The organism is Bradyrhizobium sp. 61, assembly GCF_023073075.1.
GTDB lineage: Bacteria > Pseudomonadota > Alphaproteobacteria > Rhizobiales > Xanthobacteraceae > Bradyrhizobium > Bradyrhizobium barranii.
Genome location: NZ_JADPIU010000075.1, coordinates 137,143 through 152,579, shown reverse-complemented (window position 1 = coordinate 152,579; position 15,437 = coordinate 137,143). Strand labels below are relative to the sequence as shown.

Here is a 15,437-nt window from a genome sequence, read left to right as displayed (position 1 = left end):
ATCGCCCCGTCGCGAGGCCAATCGCGCGTGGAAGAACAAAAGATTCACAAGGGAGGACTAAATGGCCGAACTCGTCGTGCTCTACAAGACGCCCAAGGACGCCGCCGCCTTCGACAAGCATTATGCCGAGACCCACATTCCGCTCGCGAAGAAACTTCCCGGCCTGAAGAAATACGCCGTCAGCACGGGCGCAGTCGGCTCGCCCGCCGGACCATCGGGCGTCCACCTCGTCGCCATTCTCAGCTTCGACAGCGTGGGCGACATCCAGAAGGCCTTCGGCAGCGAAGCTGGCAAGGCGGCCGCGGGCGACGTGCCGAAATTCGCCAGCGGCGGCGCCGATCTGCTGATCTTCGACACCAAGGAAGTCTGAGCGCGCGAAGCGCCTGCCAAATTCGATTCAACTTTCGTCGAAGACCTGCAAGCTCGTAGCCCGGATTTAGCTTCGCCCCATCCGGGCTACAAACTGCTCTGGTTTGTGACAGCACTTGCAAAACATTCGGTCGTGCGTTTGTCGATTCGCACGACGGCGCATGGCTCCGCACGAGTCTGTGACATCGCGTATGTAGCCATCCGATGAGGACCGTAATATCAATCGCCTGATCTCAATGCAGAGAGTAGGAGAGATGCCGTGGTTCTTGGGTTGAGCCTGCCCGCCTTCACGTTGGTCCATGTCATCATCAGCCTGATCGGCATCGTCGCCGGCCTGGTCGTGATGTTCGGTCTGCTCGGGTCGAAGTCGATGCCGGGCCTCACCGCGATCTTCCTGCTGTTCACGATCCTCACCAGCGTCACCGGCTTCCTGTTTCCGTTCAAGGAGCTGCTGCCCTCGTACATCATCGCCGGCATCTCGCTGGTGCTGCTCGCGATCGCCTGCCTCGCGCTCTACGGAATGAAGCTCAAAGGGGTCTGGCGTCCCGTCTACATCGTGACCGCGATGATCTCGCTCTATTTCAACGTCTTCGTGCTGGTGATCCAGTCGTTCCTGAAGGTGCCGGCGCTCGCCGCGCTCGCGCCTGCCGTGCCGCCGAATCCGCCGGGAGGCCCCGTCTTCGCCGTGGTGCAGGGCATCGTGCTGGTGTTCTTCGTGGTGCTGACCATCGGCGCCTGGCGCCGCTACAAGCCGATGACGTTTGCCTGATCGCACGTTCGCGGTCGGTGCGCGGCATCGACCTCGTGACATCGCCCGACCATCTCCGGATTGCCGGCTCGCGTTTTGCGAGCCCCGGATTGATTTTCACTGAAGGAGCCATTCATGCCCACCATCACCACCAAGGACGGCGTCGAGATCTTTTTCAAGGATTGGGGCTCGGGCCAGCCGATCGTGTTCAGCCATGGCTGGCCGCTGTCGGCCGACGACTGGGACACGCAGATGATATTCTTCGCCAATCACGGCTACCGCGTCATCGCCCATGACCGCCGCGGCCACGGCCGCTCCTCGCAGGTCGCCGACGGCCACGACATGGATCACTATGCCGACGATCTCGCGGCGGTGACCGCGCATCTCGACCTCAAGAACGCCATCCATGTCGGCCACTCCACCGGCGGCGGCGAGGTCGTGCACTACATCGCGCGTCACGGTGAGAGCCGGGTGGCGAAGGCTGCGATCCTCTCGGCCGTGCCGCCGCTGATGGTGCAGACGGCCAATCCCGGCGGCCTTCCGAAGAGCGTGTTCGACGATCTCCAGAAGCAGCTCGCCGCCAGCCGCACCGGCTTCTACCGCGACCTCGCTTCCGGTCCTTTCTACGGCTACAACCGTCCCGGCGCAAAGCCGTCGGAAGCGGTGATCCAGAACTGGTGGCGCCAGGGCATGATGGGCGGCGCGAAGGCGCATTACGACGGCATTGTCGCGTTCTCGCAGACCGATTTCACCGAGGACCTGAAGAAGATCAGCGTGCCCGTGCTGGTGATGCACGGCGACGACGACCAGATCGTTCCCTACGCCGATTCCGGCCCGCTGTCGGCCAAGCTGCTGAAGAACGGCACGCTCAAGACCTACAAGGGCTTCCCGCACGGCATGCCGACCACGCACGCCGAAACCATCAACGCGGACCTGCTCGCGTTCTTCAAGGGGTGAGAGACTGATCTTACCCTCCCCTGGAGGGGGAGGGTCGATCGCGCGCAGCGCGAGCGGGGTGGGGTGATCTCTCCCTTCGGGCATTGCTCGATGCGGAGAGACCGTCACCCCACCCCGTCTCACATTCCGCTGAGCTCCATGTGAGCCGACCCACGGGCGAGCTACGCTCGTCCCGGACCCCTGCAGGGGAGGGTGCGCACTCACTTCAAGATCGCCCTGATCGCATCGAACGTGCGCTTCACGAAAACCTCCGGTTTCTCCCGCACACCTTCGCCGATCCAGCTTTCGCCGCCGACGCGCATCGCGCCGGTGGCGATCATGGCGACGAGCCGTGCCTTCAGCCTGTCCGATTTGGTTTTGGCACGCTGCGAAAGCCCTTCGGCCAGTGCGCGCTCGAGCTTCTCGTATTTGAGCTGGTCGCGCGCGTGAAGCGCGGGATTGTCGCGCTTGAGCCGCGACATCGCCGCCGCTTCCGCCGGGTCGATCCGCCTGACCGCCGCCGCGATCGCATTCTCCGCCGCCGTCAGCATGGTTTCGCCCGCTGGCCGCGCCACGACCTCTGCGACCAGCGCGCTTGCTGCGCCCTCCTGCCAGGCGGCGACCACGTCCTCTTTCGACGCGAAGTAGTGGAAGAAGCTGCGGCGTGACACGTCCGCCGCGGTCGCGATGTCGTCGATGGTCGTGGCCTCGAAGCCGCGCTCCAGGAACAGTGCCATCGCCGCGCGGGTCAGCCGCTCGCGGGTCTCTTGCAATTTACGCTGGCGCAGGCCGGGGCCATCAGGGGATTTTGCTCCTGCCGGCAATGGCTTGGCGCCTTTCCTGACCGATTTCCCGCCGGGCTTCGAAGCCTTCAAATTATTTCACCTCTTGCAAACTTGCACTCAGTGCACATTTAGACCGGTCGCGGGCCTCATTCCAGCCCCGAACGGAGATACGGCATGACCGACTGGAGCACGGCAGACATCCCCTCCCTCAGCGGCAAGACCGCCGTCGTGACCGGGGCGACGGGCGGCCTCGGCTATGAGACGGCGATGGCGCTGGCGGGCGCCGGTGCCATTGTCATACTCACCGGACGCAACGACGCAAAGGGCCTGCGGGCGATCGAGGGCATTTGCGAGCGGTTTCCCAACGCATTGATCGCCTACGAGCATCTCGATCTCGCCAGTCTCGCCTCCGTCGCCGATTTTATCAGGCGCTTTGCCGCCAGCAACGAGCAGCTCGATCTCCTCATCAACAATGCCGGCGTGATGGCGCTGCCGAAGCGGCAGCAGACAGAGGATGGTTTCGAGATGCAGCTCGGCACCAACTATCTCGGCCATTACGCGCTGACGGCGCAGCTGTTGCCGCAGCTTCGCCGCGCGAAAGCGCCGCGCATCGTCAATCTGTCGAGCCTCGCGCACCGCTCCGGCGCGATCAATTTCGACGATCTGCAAGGCAAGCGTTCCTATCGTCCCTGGCGCGCCTATTGCCAGTCCAAGCTGGCGATGCTGATGTTTTCGCTGGAGCTGCAGCGCCGCAGCCTCGCCGCCGGCTGGGGCCTGACGAGCCTTGCTGCCCATCCCGGCTACGCGCGGACCGATCTCATTCCGAACGGGCCGGGCGCGAACACCTTCCAGTGGCGTGTGAGCCGTTGGCTCCAGCCTTTCATCAGCCACTCCGCAGCCGAAGGCGCGCTGCCCACGCTGTTCGCGGCAACCTCTCCGGCTGCAGAGCCCGGCGGCTATTACGGTCCGAACTGGTTCTACGAATTGAAGGGGCCGCCCGCGCCGGCGAAGATCATGCCGCAGGCGAAGGATTTCGCCGCGGCCGCCATGCTGTGGGATGTCTCGGCGACGTTGACCGGTGTATCCTTCGACGAGATCGCGATCGCCGCATGAGCCGCGGGCCGGTTGGGGACGTCACGATGCAAGTCATCATCTTCGGCGCGACCGGCATGGTCGGGCAGGGCGTATTGCGCGAATGCCTGATCGACACCGGCATCGACCGCGTGCTCGTGGTCGGCCGCAGCCCGACCGGCGTGCGCAACGCCAAGCTCACCGAAATCACGCACGGCGATTTCACCGACTACTCGGCGATCGAAGCGCAGCTCACGGGCTTCGATGCCTGCTTCTTCTGCCTCGGCGTCTCCTCGATCGGCATGAGCGAGGATCGCTATCGCCATCTCACCTACGATCTCACGCTCGCGGCAGCGACGCCGCTCGCGAAGCTCAATCCGCAGATGACGTTCGTCTACGTCACCGGCGCCGGCACCGATTCCACCGAGCAGGGATCGCGGATGTGGGCGCGGATCAAGGGCAAGACCGAAAACGATCTGCTCAGGCTGCCGTTCCGGGGCGCCTACATGTTCCGTCCGGGCGCGATTCAGCCCCTGCACGGCGCCCGCTCCAAGACCGTCTGGGTGCAGGCCGTGTATGCCGCAACCGGGCCGCTCTGGTCGGCGCTGCGCCGGACCTCGCCGCGGCTCGTCACCTCGACCGAGCAGATGGGCCGCGCCATGATTCGTGTCGCCCGGGAGGGGTATCCGCGGAAGGTGCTGGAGATGGAGGATATCAATAGCCTCTAGCCGGCTGGCCCGTTAGTTTCACGGAAATTTCCGCGTCCGCGCGCGTTGAGCCTTATCGGACCCCGAGGAGAAATGCCGGCGATGTCTCCCCAGCTCAAACTGATCGCGCTCGACGCCGACGATCTCGCCGTGATCTCGACCCATGTGCAGGACGCCCGCGTTCAGGCCGCCGACATCATCTGGCGGCAAAGCGAGAAGCGGCTGGTGGTCGGGATGAGCCGGCTGGACTGGGAGCAGTCGCTGGACGGCGAGGCCGAACCCCGCCGGCTGGTCGCCGCGCTCCGCTTCGACCGCGTGCTCGCCTGCAAGTCGCGCAATATCGACCTCGGCGCGCCGGACGAGGTTCTGGACCTCGTCGGCATCGAGTTTCACTCCCAGGACGGCCGCGACGAGGAGCCCGGCGGCAGCGCCCTGCTGCTGTTCGCCCATGGCGGCGCCATCCGCCTCGACGTCGAATGTCTGGAATGCGAATTGACCGATCTGGGGGCGGACGCGCTGGGGGCGGGACTGGGCCTCGAGGAGGAGGGGTGAGTTGGCCGGTATACCAGTCAAGCCAGGTCGGGCCGCTGCCGGAACGGCATCTCCCGAGGGTTGACGCAGCTTCCCCGCCGCGCCATTGAGCAGGGGGTCGGGTGAGCCAATCCGCCCCAAAGACCAGCCGGAAGCCAGGCCAAAAATGCCCGTTCGTCTCGACCGCAGCAGCGCCGATTTTGACCAGCGATTCGCGGCCTTCCTCGCCGCCAAGCGCGAGGTCTCGGCCGACGTCGAGGCCGCCGTGCGCACCATCGTCGACGACGTCGCCAGGCGGGGCGATGCGGCCCTGCTTGAGGCCACGGCAAAGTTCGACCGGCTGAAGCTGGATGCATCCGGCCTGCGCGTCACCGCAGCCGAGATCGAGACGGCCGTGAAGGCCTGCGATGCCGCGACGCTGGATGCGCTCAAGCTCGCGCGCGACCGCATCGAGACCTATCACCGCCGCCAGCTTCCGAAGGACGAGCGCTTCACCGATCCGCTCGGCGTCGAGCTCGGCTGGCGCTATACCGCGATCGAATCCGCGGGCCTCTATGTGCCCGGCGGCACCGCGGCCTATCCCTCCTCTGTGCTGATGAACGCCGTACCCGCGCAGGTCGCCGGCGTCGCGCGCCTCGTCATGGTGGTGCCGTCGCCGGACGGCAAGCTCAACCCGCTGGTGCTGGCGGCCGCTTCGCTTGGCGGCGTCAGCGAGATCTACCGCGTTGGCGGCGCGCAGGCCGTGGCAGCGCTCGCGCACGGCACCGCGACGATCGCGCCGGTGGCCAAGATCGTCGGCCCCGGCAACGCCTATGTCGCCGCCGCAAAACGGCTGGTGTTCGGCAAGGTCGGTATCGACATGATCGCCGGCCCCTCCGAGGTGCTGGTGATTGCCGACGACACCGGCAATGCCGACTGGATCGCCGCTGATCTGCTGGCGCAGGCTGAACACGACGCCAGCGCGCAATCGATCCTGATCACGGATTCCGCGTGCCTCGCCGCCGATGTCGAAAAGGCCGTCGAAGCGCAGCTGAAGACATTGCCGCGCGCCGCGATTGCCGGCGCCTCCTGGGCCGATTTCGGCGCCATCATCATGGTGACAAATCTTGCCGACGCCATTCCGCTCGCGGATGCGATCGCGGCCGAGCATCTCGAGATCATGACTGATGATCCCGACGCGCTTGCCGGAAAGATCCGCAACGCCGGCGCGGTGTTCCTCGGGGCGCATACGCCTGAGGCGATCGGCGATTATGTCGGCGGCTCCAACCACGTGCTGCCGACGGCGCGCTCGGCGCGATTCTCCTCGGGCCTCGGGGTCGCCGACTTCATGAAGCGCACCTCGATCCTGAAATGCGGCCCGGACCAGCTGCGTGCGCTGGGACCTGCCGCGATGACGCTCGGACAAGCGGAGGGGCTGGACGCTCATTCGCGCTCGATTGGATTGCGCCTCAATCTGTCATGACCCAGCCGCCCGAACAGGACGACTCGACCAATCGCATCGTCGCGGTCACCCTCGACGAGGACTCGATCGGCCGTTCCGGGCCGGACATCGAGCATGAGCGCGCGATCGCGATCTACGATCTGATCGAGCAGAACCTGTTCGCGCCCGATGGCGCCGACGGGAAGGGGCCGTTCACGCTGCATATCGGCATCACCGGCAGCCGGCTGATGTTCGACATTCGCCTTGAGGACGGCGCGCCCGTGGTCGCGCATCTGTTGTCGCTGACGCCGTTCCGGCGGATCGTGAAGGACTATTTCATGATCTGCGACAGCTACTATCAGGCGATCCGGACAGCTACGCCGGACAAGATCGAGGCCATCGACATGGGCCGCCGCGGCATCCATGACGAGGGATCGCGCACGCTTCAGGAGCGGCTGAAGGGCAAGGTGCGGGTCGACTTCGAGACCTCGCGCCGGCTGTTCACGCTCATCACCGTCCTGCACTGGAAGGGTTAGGCGCATGATCCCGAAAAGTGGGCACCGGTTTTCGGACCAGATCATGCGCGAGACAAACGGCTTAATGGCCCGGAAAAATGTGCAGCGGTTTTCCGACAAGGCCATGCCCTCTTTCAAAAGAGGCTAGGCGCGATGGCGGGTCCGCCACGCGCACGCGATCCGCAATCGGTGCTGTTCGCCTGCGCGATGAACAGCGTGCGCTCGCCGATGGCCGAGAGCCTGCTCCGGCACATGTTTCCGCAAGGCCTCTACGTGAAGTCGGCCGGCGCTAGGAAAGGCGAGCTCGATCCCTTCGTGGTCGCCGTGATGGACGAACTGGGGCAGGACATCTCCGCCCACAAGCCGCAGACCTTCGAGGAGCTGGAGGATTGGGAGGGGCTGAATTTCGACCTTATCATCACGCTCTCGCCCGAAGCGCACCACAAGGCGCTGGAGCTGACCCGCACGCTCGCCGCCGACGTCGAATACTGGCCGACGCAGGATCCCACCACCATCGAAGGCAGCCGCGACCAGAAGCTCGCCGCCTACCGCGAGGTCTGCGACCAGCTCCTGATGCGCATCCGCAGGCGGTTTGCGAAGGTCGGCGCGGCGAGCGGTTAGCCGTAACACCCGCGTCACAGACCGAGGGCACACGCATGTTGGACGCCTCGAATCAGTAAAGTCCGGGTTCCCGGGTTGTGAAATCAGCCCCCTTCCGATAGGTTCCGCGCGCAATTCACCCCCTGCTTCATCCCCCAATCACCTGATGCTCGGCCGCCCCAAATTCGTACTTGCCTCCGGTTCGCCGCGGCGCCTGTCGCTGCTCAACCAGGCCGGCATCGAGCCGGACGCGCTCCGGCCGGCCGACGTCGACGAGACGCCGAAGCGGGGCGAGCTGCCGCGCGCCTGCGCCAACCGTCTCGCGAGGGCCAAGGCCGATGCTGCGCTGAAATCGGTGCAGCTCGACGACGAGCTGCGCGGCGCCTTCATCCTCTCGGCCGATACGGTTGTGGCGGTCGGCCGCCGCATCCTGCCCAAGGCCAATCTGGTGGACGAGGCGGCGCAGTGCCTGCGGCTGCTGTCGGGCCGCAACCATCGCGTCTACACCGCGATCTGCCTGGTGACGCCGCGCGAGGCCTTCCGCCAGCGCCTGGTCGAGACCCGCGTCCGCTTCAAGCGCCTCTCCGAGGACGACATCCAAGCCTATATCGGCTCCGGTGAATGGCGCGGCAAAGCCGGCGGTTACGCCGTGCAGGGCATCGCCGGCTCCTTCGTGGTCAAGATGGTCGGGTCCTACAGCAACGTCGTCGGCCTGCCGCTCTACGAGACCACGACGCTGCTCGGCGGCGAAGGTTTTCCGATCCGCTTCGGCTGGCTCAACGCCACGGCCATCTAGCGCGCCGACAAAAATCTCGAAAACAACCCCATGCACAGTAGAATGGGCCCGCCGGACACGGCCCGCGACGCCTGCGCGACCGCCCGAGGAACCGCTTTGCCGACAGGCTCTTGAACGCCTTCACCCCGAGTAAGCTGCCGACATCATGGACGACCACGTCAAAAAGCCCGCCGGCCCGCTCAAAACCTGCCCGATCTGCGGCAAGCCGCAGTCGGAAGCCACCCGCCCGTTCTGCTCCTCGCGCTGCCGCGACGTCGACCTGAACCGCTGGCTGAAAGGCTCCTACGTCATCCCCGGCCGCGACGACGAGGCCGATGGCGAAGAATAGCCAATAATATCAGATGCTTATTTCGGCTTCCGATTCGCCGCGCACCAGCCGCGGCGACGCCCTCGCACCTTGTGCACAGCCGGGCCGCGCCCGGCGAAGCCACTTGGCGAAGCCGGGTGGACATGCCGCTTCTAGCCCACTATAAACCGCCCGCTCGATGGGCCTTGGCCCCTCTTTGGAGCACGCCCAGGTAGCTCAGTTGGTAGAGCATGCGACTGAAAATCGCAGTGTCGGTGGTTCGATTCCGCCCCTGGGCACCATCCTGGTGTTTGCCCTCGTTCTCCGGCATCCGCTGACGCCAATTTCTCCGGCCTATTCCAGGAATGCCACGCATCGTGGCTGAGCGCGAACCTTGGTTCAGCGGGCGCGGTGCTGCTGACCATGCTCATTCATGGCTGCGCCCGCTTCAAGGCGGAATGCAACGATGATTTCCGCCCGCTCCAGGAGCCAAACCTCATCGTCGTCGCCATCGCGGTCGCCGTTCTGATGACGTTCTTCCAGTGGTTGATCACCACGGGCGGATGACGAGAGCGGCCGAATCAAGTTGCAGGGTTCGGCGATGCAACTTCAATCGGCGCGTGATATCCTCGTCTCGGGGGATGGAATGGACTGTCCCTCCGCATCTGGAAGGACATGGCCATGACGTTGTCGTCACGCTTCGTTGCGCGTCCCGCTGTCACATTCCCGTCGATTGCACTGTTGCTGTGCGGCCTAAGCGGCACGGCAATGTCTCAACCGACGCCCACCGAGACTCAGCTTCCCAGCATCACGGTCGACGCACCGAGACAGGTGGCGAGGCCGCACAAGCCAACGCATCACGTGGCCATCCGCAGCACCGGGTATCGGACATCGCCAGCCACATCGACGGCCGCGGCGGCGCCGATGTCGGATGCCGCGAGGCTCGCCAAGCTCGAACGCGAAACGAGCAGCTGTGCCGGCGGTTGCCAATCGAGCTTCAAGACGGGAAATCAGCCCTGGGTCGGCTGCAACGCTTCGGGCGGCGTGTACTCCTTCACGTGCCGGAACGTCGGCAACTTCAAGACTTACGACGAGTGCAAGGAAGCCGGACGGGTCACCGGCTGGCGATCGGGCGAGACCTCGGCGTATTGCAGCAGCCTGGCGTTGAAGTAGGGGCGGCTGGGGTTGAGGAGGCTCGTCCGCTGGGCCAGCCTCCTCCGATCGGACTGGGGTACAGTCGCCCGCGTATCGATAATCACGGCGTGATCGCCCGTACCTATCATCGCACGCTGCGGTTCCGGTCGAAAACGCGACCAAGCCCAATAATGCTCAGTAGCGCTCCGTCAGAACTTCGAACCGACACCTCGATTGTCGATGCGAGAGCGATCCGGTGGGCAACCTGCAAACCCGCAAGACGAAGTCTGCCTTCTAATTCCCTTTGGGCCCGGGCGGTCCGATCGGGCCCGCAGGTCCGGCCGGCCCTGGAGGACCCGCTGGCCCGGGGAGGCCGCAATTCTGTATCACCACGTCTCTCGTATCCGGTCCGGACGTGATCTTTACGATACAAGTCGATGGAAACTCCGGTCCAATCCACCGAAATCCTCCGGTCGAAGTGCTCTCGACTTTCACGGTTTTGCTCGGACTGATCTTGATTTCCACGCTGGGCTCGCGGGGCCGTCTTACTCTTCCGACGATGACCAACTCGCCCTGCGATATGGTGGCGGTTGTTATGAATATTTCCGCATGCGCGCTTTCAGTCCACGCAATTGCAAAGCCAGCAATAAGAGCTCCAACGGTGCCAAAAGGCTTTGCGAACATCATGGGCCTCCCCGCTTCCCTCACCGATGGTTAGGAGACCAGCTTGGTGCGAAGGCGCCCGTACTCGGTATCGGTTATAGATCCCGATTTTTTGAGCTGATCGAGCTTGGAAAGCTCGTCGGCGACACTAAAGCCGACGATGTGCCGTAATTCCTCGCGCGCCCGCTGAGCCTGCTCAGCGCTGCGTTCCGCCATCCCCCTGCCTTGGGTGATGAGGTAAGCAAAGATGCCGAGGTAGGAGGTCAGAACAAGTGCAAGCACCCACAGTGCCTTACCCCATCCGGAAATGTCGTGGCGCCTGAACAGGTCGCCATAGATGACAATGAGCAGCCAGAACCAAACGACAAATGCGAATACAGCAATTATATCCATCAGAAAATTTCGATATGTGAATCCTTCCTGAGCGAAGAACATTGCGATCCCCTTATTGAGTTGCCGTTCTCGATCTTTCCTGTAGGCCAGTCGCACGGCCCGCTACGCGAAGGCTCAACGGCAATACCGATGCGACACGCGGTGCGACCTTCCGCTGGTCGAGCGGTACCAGCAGTTGCCGTTCCTCCAATAATATCGATGCCAATGGCGATGTCGCCGGTGGGCGCCCGCGATGGCTCCGGCCGTCGCCCCTATGGCAGCGCCGCGGCGACCACCAACAGCACCACCGATGACGGCACCTCGAAGCGCACTCTGAGCAAATGATTCGCTGGAAGGGACCATTCCTGCGAACGAGAGCAGGATGACGAACAGTGCAAGCTTTCGCATCGGGGGCCTTCCCTTGATTGACCGCTTCTGCCATGCCGTGCCGCCGAATAGCTCCGAGCGGTGATTAGCGCCGCCGCGGAGCGGCATAGCGCGGGTTGATGCCGCAATATGCGTTCGTGCCAGAAGCAGCAGCCAGGCATTGTGAGCGGGCGGCGAACTGACAATTGCCCGGAAAGCCCCAATTGCGACCTCGCAGGCAGTATCGATCCGCCTCGGCAGCTAGGACCGGCTCCAAAAAAGCAAGGAATACAGCGGCAGTGAGTAACGTCAGCATCGGAGCGACACGATGCATATCGATCTCCGTGGATGGATGGAGGTGAATATACTGGCGGCGCGAGGGGAATACCGCCAGTAAAAGCCCTTGCCAGACGCTGGGGCGTTTATTGATGCTACTTGGCGCGAAAAGCGCTCATGCTATTCAGGCTCGGAACCGCTTGTAGGTAAACGTAACAATTGCCATTGCGTGTCCTTGAATGCGGACCGCTGGCCGGATGACGTACGGCTTTCGGATATCGAGCCCCGTTTCGCCACCCAGGATGCCGCGGAAGCATGGTTCGTAGAGAACGATCCTGAGGGAGTGGCGTTCGAATACGAGGTTTTCGAATGAACCGGATCGGCCGCAGGACTATCTACGCCATGTCAGCAATCGTTGTGCTGCTGATCGACTGGTAGATTTTCGCACCGCTTTGAAGGGGTGAGACGTCGTCGCGCAAGGCCAATGAACCTTGCATACTTGTAACGAGGCGGACACCGAAGCGCCTTCTGGGTGGCCAAATGCTGGCGGAATGTGAGGGCTTATAAAAGCCGACCCTGGCCCACGGGATTTACTCCGATGTTATTTCAAGCGGCGATTATTTGCCTGATCGTACTCAGCATCGGCGTTCTCGTCGCCCACGCGGTTGACGCTCTCAGAACGTAGCGAGCCCGCCAGCGTGAACCGGCGGGCCTCCACCTCGGTCTTCTCAGTTCACGCCCAGAGTCTGGCGTTGAAGTAGATGCGGCTGGGGTTGAGGAGGTTCGTCGGCTAGGCCAGGCTCCTCCGATCGGACTGGGGTACAGTCGCCCGCGCATCGATAATCACGGCGTGATCGCCGATACACATCATCGCACCGGCATGTCGCTTTCGCTCATGCGAGCTGCTCGCCCGCTTGCGTCGCCTACCGCCCCGCCTTCGCCAAGCCCGCCAGGCTCGCCGCCAGCTCATCGCTTCGGAACGGCTTCGTCAGCCGCGACAGGTCCGGCGTGATGCCCTCGTTGTTGGCGTAGCCTGACACGACGAGGATCTGGAGCTCGGGATATTGATTGCGCAGCGCGAGGCCGAGGTCTGTTCCGCTCATGCCGGGCATCAAATGGTCGGTGACGAGCAGGTTCGGCCGCAGGCCTTCCCTGACGCGCTGAAGCGCGTCCTCCGCCGAGGCGGCTTCGACGACGTTGTAGCCGAGCTCGCCCAGCATCTCGGCGGTGCTCATGCGCACCAGCGGTTCGTCATCCACCAGCAGAGCCGTGCCGACGGGCTGTGGCCGCAGTTTGGATTGCGGGACGGCATCAATGGCGCCCGCGACGGCGTGGCTGACCGGCAGCCACAGCTCGACCGTCGTGCCCGCGCCCACGGTGCTTCTGATCGTCAGCGCGCCGCCGAGCTGTGACGCAAGGCCGTGGACCATCGAGAGACCGAGACCGGTGCCTCGCCCGACGCCCTTGGTCGAGAAGAACGGTTCGACGGCGTGGGCCAGCGTGAACTCGTCCATGCCGATGCCGGTGTCGGCGACGGAGATGCAGACATAGGCGCCCGGTGCCAACTCCGAATTGTGAGAGTCTCCAACCGTCCGGGCCTTCGCCGAGATGCGCAACTTGCCGCCGCCGGGCATGGCATCCCTGGCGTTTACGCTGAGGTTCAGGATCGCCATCTCGATCTGGTTGGGATCGGCCATGGCCGCGGGAAGGTCTTCCGGCGTGTCCACCGTCACCTGGATTTGCGGTCCGGTCGTGCTGGAGATCAGGTCGCCCATCTCGGCAACGAGGAGACCGATGCTGACGGGAATGGCCTGAAGCGGTTGCCGGCGCGCGAAAGCGAGCAGGCGCTGAACCAGCGTCTTGGCGCGCTCGGCCGCCTGCGCTGCGCCGGCGATGAGGCGATGCTCGCGCTCGCCGCCGATGCCCTTGCGCTGAAACAGGTCGAGCAGGCCGACGATCGGCGTGAGCAGATTGTTAAAGTCGTGCGCGACGCCGCCCGTGAGCTGGCCCATGGCCTCCATCTTCTGGGCCTGGCGGAGCGCCTCCTCGGCCTGCGCGAGTCGCGCCTGCTCCTCCAGGCGATCCGTCACGTCGACCCCGGTCAGGAACGCGCCGATCCGCGTGCCGTCCGGAGCGCGCAGCGCCTCGAACTTCATCTCGTAGACGCGGCGGTCGAACCGGGGATCGCCGAACTCATCGATGTTGGTGAAGGCTTCGCCGGCCAGCGCCCGGCTCCAGATCGCGGTCGCCGCAGCGAGATGCTCGGGCCGGTCGGCCAGAAATTCGTGCAGGGAATCGCCGATCTGCGGCCGCCTGCCGTAGATGCGCTGATAGGCGTCGGCGCAGGACGTGTTGATCGCCAGCCAGCGATAATCGAGATCGAGCGCCTGGATCTGTCCGTCGGTGGTTTCCACGATCGTCGCCAGCAAATGACGCTCGGCGGTGCGTTCGGCGACGCGCTGCTCGAGGGTCGTGGTCAGCTCCCTGTATCGCGCTTCGCTCGCCCGCAGCCGCGTCTCGCCCAGCACGCGCTCCGTCGTCTCGGACACGATGCAGAGCACTCCGCCGACCGAGCCGTCATCGTCCCGCACGGCCGAGTAGGAGACGTCCCAGTAGCTGGTTTCGCCGTAGCCGTGGCGCTCGACGTAGAACGGTCGATCCTTGGCGGCGAATGTCTTTCTGGTTCGGCGCACGCCTGATAGCAGCGGTTCGAGATCGTCCCACAGCTCGCCCCAGTTTTCGATCGCGGGGCGACCGAGGGCGCGGGGGTGATTGGCGCCGATGCCCGGGACGTAGGCGTCATTGTAGAGCGCGACGAAGTCGGGCCCCCAGAACAGGACGATCTGGGCTTGCGCGGCCAGCAGCATGCTGACCGTCGTTTTCAGCGCCTGAGACCAATCGCGGGGATGACCGAGCGGTGAATCCGACCAGTCGCGGGCGCTCATCATCGCGCCCAGCTCGCCTCCGTCAGCGAGGAAGCCCATTTCAATCGACCGCCGAGCAGCCTTCGCAGACAGCACCGGATCCCCCGCTACGCGTGACACGGGCGTCCTTGCCCATTCGAGCCGGCTTTCGAGGGCTCGTGCTCAAGCGCGGATAACACCCGGCGCGCGCTCTGGTTCCATTCCAGTCGATTCCCGCCGTCCTTGTGCTATTGCTGCTCTCCGCAACTTGACGCGAGGTTCCCATGCTCCCCATTCCCGCAGACATCTTCACCGAGCCCGAGGACGTCTCGCCCGACGGCTTTGCCAATCTCGGCCCGCTCCGCCGTCTCGCAGGGAGCTGGCAGGCGGACAAGGGCATCGACATCAATCCGAAGGCGGAGGGGCCGGAGCGGCGGACCTTCATCGAACGCATCCGCATGGACCCGATCGACCCGCAGGCCAACGGGCCGCAGCTGTTTTACGGGCTGCGCTATCACATCCACATCAACACGCCCGAGGAAGACATCACCTTCCACGACCAGGTCGGCTACTGGCTGTGGGAGCCCGCGACCGGGCTGATCATGCAGACGCTCGCGATTCCGCGCGGACAGGTCTTGCTCGCCTCGGGCAAGGCCGGGCCGGATGACAGGAAGATATCGGTCACGGCGAAGCGCGGCGATACCGCTTATGGAATCTGCTCGACCGATTTCCTGGAACAGGCCTTCCGCACCGACTCCTATCGCTGCGACATCACCTTCAACGATGATGGAAGCTGGAGCTATCTGATCCAGACCGAGTTGTTCGTGCGCGGCGCGCCGTTCAACCATCACGACAGCAACACGCTCAAGCTCGTCGCGCCGCCCAAGCTCAATCCACTGGCGGTGATCGTGAAGGATCGCGCCGGGCGCGATGGATCGTCGGCCTGAAGCGTACCCGGA

The 15,437-nt window shown here is 64.4% G+C and carries 18 protein-coding genes and 1 tRNA gene; 15 read left to right on the top strand and 4 right to left on the bottom strand.

All coding sequences use genetic code 11. The features are described from left to right. Nucleotides 1–61 precede the first annotated feature (61 nt). The 3 genes from IVB46_RS29140 to IVB46_RS29130 all read left to right on the top strand — a co-directional run bounded on the left by IVB46_RS29140 (nt 62) and on the right by IVB46_RS29130 (nt 2,074). On the top strand, nt 62–370 hold the full coding sequence (locus tag IVB46_RS29140; RefSeq protein ID WP_063985878.1) for an EthD family reductase: 309 nt from the start codon (nt 62–64) through the stop codon (nt 368–370). Between the two features lie 258 nt (nt 371–628). Beyond that, entirely contained in the window at nt 629–1,138 is a 510-nt protein-coding gene (locus IVB46_RS29135; protein WP_028151419.1) for a hypothetical protein, read from the top strand. Nucleotides 1,139–1,252: 114 nt separating this feature from the next. Then, complete coding sequence (locus IVB46_RS29130) at nt 1,253–2,074, top strand: alpha/beta hydrolase (RefSeq protein WP_247313617.1); 822 nt, start codon at nt 1,253–1,255, stop codon at nt 2,072–2,074. A gap of 200 nt (nt 2,075–2,274) precedes the next feature. Here IVB46_RS29130 and IVB46_RS29125 read toward each other — a convergent pair whose 3' ends face one another. Continuing rightward, the gene (locus tag IVB46_RS29125; RefSeq protein WP_247313614.1) at nt 2,275–2,928 is read right to left on the bottom strand and encodes a TetR/AcrR family transcriptional regulator; all 654 of its coding nucleotides are present in this window, start codon (nt 2,926–2,928) and stop codon (nt 2,275–2,277) included. Between the two features lie 84 nt (nt 2,929–3,012). On the opposite strand from IVB46_RS29125, the gene IVB46_RS29120 reads away from it, so the two are divergent. From IVB46_RS29120 to IVB46_RS29070, 11 genes are all read left to right on the top strand, one after another. Next, on the top strand, nt 3,013–3,951 hold the full coding sequence (locus IVB46_RS29120) for an SDR family oxidoreductase (protein WP_247313611.1): 939 nt from the start codon (nt 3,013–3,015) through the stop codon (nt 3,949–3,951). Nucleotides 3,952–3,977: 26 nt separating this feature from the next. Next, nucleotides 3,978–4,637, top strand: coding sequence for an NAD(P)H-binding protein (locus IVB46_RS29115; protein WP_247313608.1), 660 nt, complete (start codon nt 3,978–3,980; stop codon nt 4,635–4,637). An 81-nt stretch (nt 4,638–4,718) separates the two neighbouring features. Continuing rightward, complete coding sequence (locus IVB46_RS29110) at nt 4,719–5,168, top strand: DUF2948 family protein (RefSeq protein ID WP_063986739.1); 450 nt, start codon at nt 4,719–4,721, stop codon at nt 5,166–5,168. A gap of 145 nt (nt 5,169–5,313) precedes the next feature. Beyond that, the gene (gene hisD, locus IVB46_RS29105; protein WP_247313605.1) at nt 5,314–6,609 is read left to right on the top strand and encodes a histidinol dehydrogenase; all 1,296 of its coding nucleotides are present in this window, start codon (nt 5,314–5,316) and stop codon (nt 6,607–6,609) included. Then, nucleotides 6,606–7,103, top strand: a complete 498-nt coding sequence (locus tag IVB46_RS29100) for a UPF0262 family protein (protein ID WP_063985874.1) — start codon at nt 6,606–6,608, stop codon at nt 7,101–7,103. Before hisD ends, IVB46_RS29100 begins: the two co-directional genes overlap by 4 nt. A 132-nt stretch (nt 7,104–7,235) precedes the next feature. After that, nucleotides 7,236–7,703 (top strand): arsenate reductase ArsC, encoded by a 468-nt coding sequence (locus tag IVB46_RS29095; protein ID WP_063985873.1) that lies wholly within the window; start codon nt 7,236–7,238, stop codon nt 7,701–7,703. A gap of 145 nt (nt 7,704–7,848) precedes the next feature. Further along, complete coding sequence (locus IVB46_RS29090) at nt 7,849–8,478, top strand: Maf-like protein (RefSeq protein WP_028151428.1); 630 nt, start codon at nt 7,849–7,851, stop codon at nt 8,476–8,478. Between the two features lie 145 nt (nt 8,479–8,623). Beyond that, nucleotides 8,624–8,806, top strand: a complete 183-nt coding sequence (gene yacG, locus IVB46_RS29085) for a DNA gyrase inhibitor YacG (RefSeq protein ID WP_028151429.1) — start codon at nt 8,624–8,626, stop codon at nt 8,804–8,806. A gap of 184 nt (nt 8,807–8,990) precedes the next feature. Continuing rightward, a tRNA-Phe gene (locus IVB46_RS29080) sits at nt 8,991–9,066 on the top strand. Between the two features lie 109 nt (nt 9,067–9,175). Beyond that, nucleotides 9,176–9,331 carry a hypothetical protein gene (locus tag IVB46_RS29075; protein WP_155794856.1) on the top strand — a complete coding sequence of 52 codons (156 nt, stop codon included), beginning with the start codon at nt 9,176–9,178 and terminating at the stop codon, nt 9,329–9,331. A gap of 108 nt (nt 9,332–9,439) precedes the next feature. Next, complete coding sequence (locus tag IVB46_RS29070; RefSeq protein WP_247313526.1) at nt 9,440–9,937, top strand: hypothetical protein; 498 nt, start codon at nt 9,440–9,442, stop codon at nt 9,935–9,937. 675 nt (nt 9,938–10,612) lie between these two features. Here the strand turns inward: IVB46_RS29070 and IVB46_RS29065 are convergent. The 3 genes from IVB46_RS29065 to IVB46_RS29055 form a co-directional block, all read right to left on the bottom strand. Beyond that, complete coding sequence (locus IVB46_RS29065; RefSeq protein WP_028147401.1) at nt 10,613–10,996, bottom strand: PLDc N-terminal domain-containing protein; 384 nt, start codon at nt 10,994–10,996, stop codon at nt 10,613–10,615. A gap of 409 nt (nt 10,997–11,405) precedes the next feature. Then, nucleotides 11,406–11,633: a DUF3551 domain-containing protein gene (locus tag IVB46_RS29060; RefSeq protein ID WP_247313522.1), complete on the bottom strand. Its 228-nt coding sequence runs from the start codon at nt 11,631–11,633 to the stop codon at nt 11,406–11,408. Between the two features lie 865 nt (nt 11,634–12,498). Further along, a complete protein-coding gene (locus IVB46_RS29055; RefSeq protein WP_247313517.1) occupies nt 12,499–14,559 on the bottom strand; it encodes an ATP-binding protein in 2,061 nt (686 codons plus the stop codon). Between the two features lie 203 nt (nt 14,560–14,762). Here IVB46_RS29055 and IVB46_RS29050 point away from each other — a divergent pair, with 203 nt between their 5' ends. Further along, nucleotides 14,763–15,425, top strand: coding sequence for a heme-binding beta-barrel domain-containing protein (locus IVB46_RS29050; protein ID WP_247313513.1), 663 nt, complete (start codon nt 14,763–14,765; stop codon nt 15,423–15,425). Nucleotides 15,426–15,437: the final 12 nt, after the last annotated feature.

What these genes read in the sequence shown, in the direction of transcription:
- IVB46_RS29140 (WP_063985878.1), top strand. Translation starts at nt 62, where the DNA reads ATGGCCGAACTCGTCGTGCTCTACAAGACGCCCAAGGACGCCGCCGCC.
- IVB46_RS29130 (WP_247313617.1), top strand. Translation starts at nt 1,253, where the DNA reads ATGCCCACCATCACCACCAAGGACGGCGTCGAGATCTTTTTCAAGGAT.
- IVB46_RS29120 (WP_247313611.1), top strand. Translation starts at nt 3,013, where the DNA reads ATGACCGACTGGAGCACGGCAGACATCCCCTCCCTCAGCGGCAAGACC.
- IVB46_RS29115 (WP_247313608.1), top strand. Translation starts at nt 3,978, where the DNA reads ATGCAAGTCATCATCTTCGGCGCGACCGGCATGGTCGGGCAGGGCGTA.
- IVB46_RS29110 (WP_063986739.1), top strand. Translation starts at nt 4,719, where the DNA reads ATGTCTCCCCAGCTCAAACTGATCGCGCTCGACGCCGACGATCTCGCC.
- hisD (WP_247313605.1), top strand. Translation starts at nt 5,314, where the DNA reads ATGCCCGTTCGTCTCGACCGCAGCAGCGCCGATTTTGACCAGCGATTC.
- IVB46_RS29100 (WP_063985874.1), top strand. Translation starts at nt 6,606, where the DNA reads ATGACCCAGCCGCCCGAACAGGACGACTCGACCAATCGCATCGTCGCG.
- IVB46_RS29095 (WP_063985873.1), top strand. Translation starts at nt 7,236, where the DNA reads ATGGCGGGTCCGCCACGCGCACGCGATCCGCAATCGGTGCTGTTCGCC.
- IVB46_RS29090 (WP_028151428.1), top strand. Translation starts at nt 7,849, where the DNA reads ATGCTCGGCCGCCCCAAATTCGTACTTGCCTCCGGTTCGCCGCGGCGC.
- yacG (WP_028151429.1), top strand. Translation starts at nt 8,624, where the DNA reads ATGGACGACCACGTCAAAAAGCCCGCCGGCCCGCTCAAAACCTGCCCG.
- IVB46_RS29070 (WP_247313526.1), top strand. Translation starts at nt 9,440, where the DNA reads ATGGCCATGACGTTGTCGTCACGCTTCGTTGCGCGTCCCGCTGTCACA.
- IVB46_RS29065 (WP_028147401.1), bottom strand. Translation starts at nt 10,996, where the DNA reads ATGTTCTTCGCTCAGGAAGGATTCACATATCGAAATTTTCTGATGGAT.
- IVB46_RS29060 (WP_247313522.1), bottom strand. Translation starts at nt 11,633, where the DNA reads ATGCATCGTGTCGCTCCGATGCTGACGTTACTCACTGCCGCTGTATTC.
- IVB46_RS29055 (WP_247313517.1), bottom strand. Translation starts at nt 14,559, where the DNA reads ATGGGCTTCCTCGCTGACGGAGGCGAGCTGGGCGCGATGATGAGCGCC.
- IVB46_RS29050 (WP_247313513.1), top strand. Translation starts at nt 14,763, where the DNA reads ATGCTCCCCATTCCCGCAGACATCTTCACCGAGCCCGAGGACGTCTCG.